The organism is Steroidobacter sp., assembly GCF_016790065.1.
Taxonomy (GTDB): Bacteria; Pseudomonadota; Gammaproteobacteria; order Steroidobacterales; family Steroidobacteraceae; genus Steroidobacter.
This window is the reverse complement of the sequence record NZ_JAEUPY010000189.1, coordinates 1-4,521: the sequence shown is the minus strand read 5'-3', so window position 1 is coordinate 4,521 and position 4,521 is coordinate 1. Positions and strand designations below refer to the sequence as shown.

At 62.0% G+C, this 4,521-nt stretch carries 5 protein-coding genes; all 5 read right to left on the bottom strand.

The window, feature by feature from the left end:
- The coding region (locus JNL55_RS37405; protein WP_415923038.1) for a FecR/PupR family sigma factor regulator at positions 1-176 on the bottom strand (176 nt) is incomplete at its 3' end.
- Positions 169-771 (bottom strand): RNA polymerase sigma factor, encoded by a 603-nt coding sequence (locus JNL55_RS08255; protein WP_293851847.1) that lies wholly within the window; start codon positions 769-771, stop codon positions 169-171. The genes JNL55_RS37405 and JNL55_RS08255, both read right to left, overlap by 8 nt.
- A 144-nt stretch (positions 772-915) precedes the next feature.
- Positions 916-2,625 carry a gamma-glutamyltransferase gene (locus tag JNL55_RS08250; protein WP_293851844.1) on the bottom strand — a complete coding sequence of 570 codons (1,710 nt, stop codon included), beginning with the start codon at positions 2,623-2,625 and terminating at the stop codon, positions 916-918.
- A gap of 21 nt (positions 2,626-2,646) precedes the next feature.
- Positions 2,647-3,921: a spinster family MFS transporter gene (locus JNL55_RS08245; RefSeq protein ID WP_293851841.1), complete on the bottom strand. Its 1,275-nt coding sequence runs from the start codon at positions 3,919-3,921 to the stop codon at positions 2,647-2,649.
- The coding region (locus JNL55_RS08240) for an amidohydrolase family protein (RefSeq protein ID WP_293851838.1) at positions 3,921-4,521 on the bottom strand (601 nt) is incomplete at its 5' end. The genes JNL55_RS08240 and JNL55_RS08245, both read right to left, overlap by 1 nt.

Here is a 4,521-nt window from a genome sequence, read left to right as displayed (position 1 = left end):
CTGAGTGTGTCAAAAGCTGCGCGGTGCCGTTCGCTCTGCCGCAGCCATCGCTTGAACTCCATGCGATCTTCGGCACTGACCTGCTCACGGCCGAGCACCACCAGCCAGGAGGCCGCTTCAGTCTCGATCTGTTGTGCGCTGGGTAACGTCACAATCTTGGCTTCTGATTCATTCATCGCTGCTTGCCGCTTCCGTGGTGGCTCCGGGCGTGTCGTCATCAGACGAGACATTGGCCGACTTCACCGTTCCCACGAGGTCCCGTGGATCGTAACCGTGCTCGCGAAGGTAGGCATTGCACTTCAGCAGCCCGGTCATCACGTGCTTTTCGACCGCCGAGACACTGATGCTCATGCGGTTGGCGATCTGTTTGAACTGCAGCCTGTCGATACGACGTAGCAGAAAGGCCTTGCGACACTGCGGCGGCAGCTCAGCCACCGCTCGCACGAACAGCGCGAGCTTGCGACGGCCTTCCAGCCATTCCTCCGCACCCGCCTGATCTTCATCCAACAGTTGCTCGGCCCCGCCGCAGTCCTCCAGCGCCAGCGTGGGCGAGCGGCCATCGCGCCTCATGCTCTCCAGCACCAGCTTCTGCGCGATCTGAAACAGATACGCCTTCGGCTCCTTGATGTCCGTCTTCAGCTCCGCGGCGAAGCCTCTGAGGAAGGTCTCCTGCAACAGATCCTGGGCAGCCGCAGCCCCCACTCGAAAACGGGTCAGATAGCGAAGAATGGCTGCCTCGTTGCGCAGGAATGCGTTGAGGATTTCCGACATATCGATGGTCCGAAAGCGCGCTAGAGCCGACGATAACACGGCAAAATGGCGCTCGGACCGGCCGCCTCCGGCCAGCGGACTATTTTTCAGCGGGACCTGTGGATTCGACCGGCTGCGGCATCTTAGTGCCAGATCACCCGTCTTTTACCGCTTGAGACCGCCAGCGACCGCGCATCTACGCGGATCGGCGATGGCTGTGTAAGCCCCTGTTTTCGCATCACGAGTGATGACCGAGAACGAGCCCATGTGATAGTCGTAGCCGGAGGTTACTGCGACACGCACGCCGAGCTTGTGCAGGTCACGCACAGTCTCGGGGCTAATCCGGTCTTCGATAGTGATCTGACGTGCCTCGGACATCGGCAGCATGCGCGGAGCGTCGACAGCGGAGTAGGCGTCGAGCCCGCAGTTCAACACATAAGAAAGTACCTGCGGCACCGTGCAGTGAACGTTGCCCGGTGAGCCCAGCGACAACACGGGTCTGCCGTCCTTCAGCACCAGCGTATTGCCGATGACGCAGCGTCCCCTCGCACCAGGCACGAGCGTCGCGTCCATCGAGCTCATTAGATGTCCGAACGTCGCGTGACTGCCAACCATCGTCACACCGCCGACGACCATGCCGGGAATGCCCGATCCCTGCAGTGTGTTCATCATCTGTACCCAATTGCCTTGGGCGTCGACAACGGCGATCTCACAAGAGCCGGTCGGCTGGTCTGACTTCGACGATCCGAGCCTCGGCTTGCTGCCGCTGGCCGACAGCGACGACATGATGTCGCCCGACGCAGGAACATCGCTTGTCAGGCGGATGTGATCCGTGAGGTCGATACGAGGCCGTGACTTGCGAATGATACGTGCCAGATGCGAATGGTAAGCGTCGTCGAGCAATTCATCGCGAGGCACTTCGTAGACCGACTCGTCCTGCGAATATTCCCAGTGACGCGCGGCCTGACGTAGCGCGTGCCCCATGGCCCAGAGGTACTCGGCCGAACCCGGCTTCATTTCGCGAGCGCCGAGATGTTCGAGAACACCGAGCGCGACTGCGATGTAGAGGCCCTGCGCCTGCGGCGGCCCCAGACTCACGATCTCGTGCTCACGAAGCCGATAGCGAATCGGCTCGATCCAGCGCGGCGGCGTCTCCGTCATGTGCTCGGGGCGGATCTTCCATCCCATCGCGTTCGCCTTCGCGATGAACTGCTGGCTCCATGCGCCGGTGATCATGTGATCGGGCCCCTCCTTCGCTACTGCTCGCAGCGTGGCGCCGAGATCCTTGGGCACGAAGATGTCACCAACATCCTGGAGCCGGCCTTGCGGCTGATAGAACTCCCGGCCCTCTGGGAAGTGCGTAATGAATTTCTCCGTTTCCACATTGAGTCGATACTCGAACGTCGAGATCGGATGGCCGCGCTCGGCCCACTCGACCGCGGGCGCGCACAGATCGCTCCAGCTGCGACTCGCGAAACGCCGGTGAATCTCTTTCAGTCCTGGCATGAAGCCTGGAATGACCGCCGACGGCGGCATCGCTGCATACGAACCCGCACTGGCCGGCACGGGCTTGAACGGCGCCAGCCCTGACGGAAATACGCCCAAACTGTCGAGTTGATAGATGCGCCCCGTCGCCGCTTCGTAATAAAGAAACGTGACCGTGCCGGCATGGTTGGTCATGAACGGCTCGACAGCCGCCTGCACCAGCGAGCCGGCAACGGCTGCATCGACCGCGTTACCGCCTGCGCGCAGAACATCCAGCATCGTCTCCGTAACGATCGCCGAGTCCGTGGTGACCGCTGCCTGCAATCCGCTGACCGGCGTGCGCGGCCCCGGATTGACGACATAGCGTTGCAGATCTGTGCTCGGATTCATGGTACGACCCTTCGTTGCAATCTATTGCTCGATATCGGCCGGCATCGCACGACCTGCGTGATAGAAGACCGCGCCGGCCAGCAGCGCAGTAGAAGTCATCAGTATCAACGAATATCTCAACCCGCCCGCGCCATGCGAAGCACTGAACGCGTCACTGACGATACCGGTGAGCAGTGGCCCCAGGCCGCCGCCGAACAAGGTCCCGGAGAACAGCACGATCGCAATCGCCATCGCGCGCCGCGGCCCGCCGCACACCGCGTGCACCGCTGCGAACATGGCCGGCACGCCGACATTCATCAAGGCCATCCCGACGAATGCGCACACCAGAAAGGCAGAGTAACTATCGAGCATGAAAGCGGCCATGAAAAGCAGCCCGCCGAGAACAAAGGTTAGCGCCGGCAGCCATGCGAGCCATCGCGCATCGCGCCGAGCGAGTCGGTCGGCAACCCAGCCTCCAGCCAGCGTTCCGAGAAGACTGCCAGCCGCAGAGACGCCGGCGTAACTGAAACCCACGACCGCGAGCGATAAACCATGCACGCGGACCAAGAACGTTGGCACGAACAGCAGCGCGCCGTAGGCCATCAGGAAATAAAGAATCGCACCGATGAGCATCAGCACGAAGCTGGGCTTGGCTCGCAGGCTGGCGATTGCGGCGCGCAGTGATTCGCCCTGTGCTCCCGACCGAGGAAAACCCAGGACGAGGCGTGGCTCTCGCAAACCGAAACGAACTAGGACAGCCAACACGAGACCCGGCAGACCCGCAACCATGAAAGCCGTGCGCCAACCGTAATGAGTAGCCACGTAGCCACCGACACCGATACCGAGCAGCAGCCCCGCCGTCGATGCGGAGGTGAAGATCGCAATTGCGCTGGCCCGCTGCTCGGGCGGGAAGTACTCCGCGATCAACGATTGGGCAGGCGGGATCGCACCGGACTCGCCGGCGCCGACGCCGACGCGCGCGATCGCCAATTGCACGAATGTTTGTGCCAGCCCACAGGCAACCGTCATCAGACTCCACACAGTGAGCGCGACCGTAACGATCGTGCGCCGGTTGCCGACGTCGGCCCAGCGGGCGACCGGAATGCCGAACAGCGCGTAGAAGATGACGAACGCCAGGCCACTCAACAGGCCCAGCATCGTGTCCGACGCCGCGAACTCGACTCTGATCGGCTCGAGCAGCACCGCAAGAATGTTCCGATCGAGATAGTTCGAGGTGGAGACCAGATACAGAATCGCCAGCAGCCCCCAGCGATGGCGTGCACTGTAGAGTTCCCAGGGACGCCCCGCTTGCGCCATCAGCTCAGCTCGTTACGCACGATCTCGCCTGCTCGCATGATGAGCCGCAGGTGCTTGCCACTTTCTGCGAGCAGGCCAGCGTCGCGTAGCGGATCACCCTCCACTACTAGCAGATCGGCATGCGCACCGGGCTTGATGCAACCTAGCTTGTCCTCCTGCATCAACAACGAAGCATTCGTCGACGTCGCCTGCCGCAGGATCTCCAGCGGCGAAAACACCTCACGACGAATGTTGAACTCGCGACACTGCTGCACGTAGGTCTCACCGAGCAAATCCGTACCGAAGCCGATGCGCACACCGGCGCGTCGCATCGAATCCATGCCACGCAGCGCCGCCTCAAAAGCGAACTGCGCCTTCTGCTGGCTCTCAGCCGGAAAGCCGAGCTTGGGACCCTGTTCAACCAATGCAAAGATGATCGACATCGTCGGCACGACGAATGCGCCATGTGCCGCGACGAAGTCGGCGGTGGTGTCATCCATCAGCGTGCCGTGCTCGATCACCCGCACGCCGAACTCAATGCAACGTTTGACCGCGTGCGCAGGATGACAATGCGCGGACACATACGTTCGCCGTTCAGCGGCTTCGTTGACGATGGCCCGA

What these genes read in the sequence shown, in the direction of transcription:
- JNL55_RS08245 (WP_293851841.1), bottom strand. Translation starts at nt 3,921, where the DNA reads ATGGCGCAAGCGGGGCGTCCCTGGGAACTCTACAGTGCACGCCATCGC.
- JNL55_RS08250 (WP_293851844.1), bottom strand. Translation starts at nt 2,625, where the DNA reads ATGAATCCGAGCACAGATCTGCAACGCTATGTCGTCAATCCGGGGCCG.
- JNL55_RS08255 (WP_293851847.1), bottom strand. Translation starts at nt 771, where the DNA reads ATGTCGGAAATCCTCAACGCATTCCTGCGCAACGAGGCAGCCATTCTT.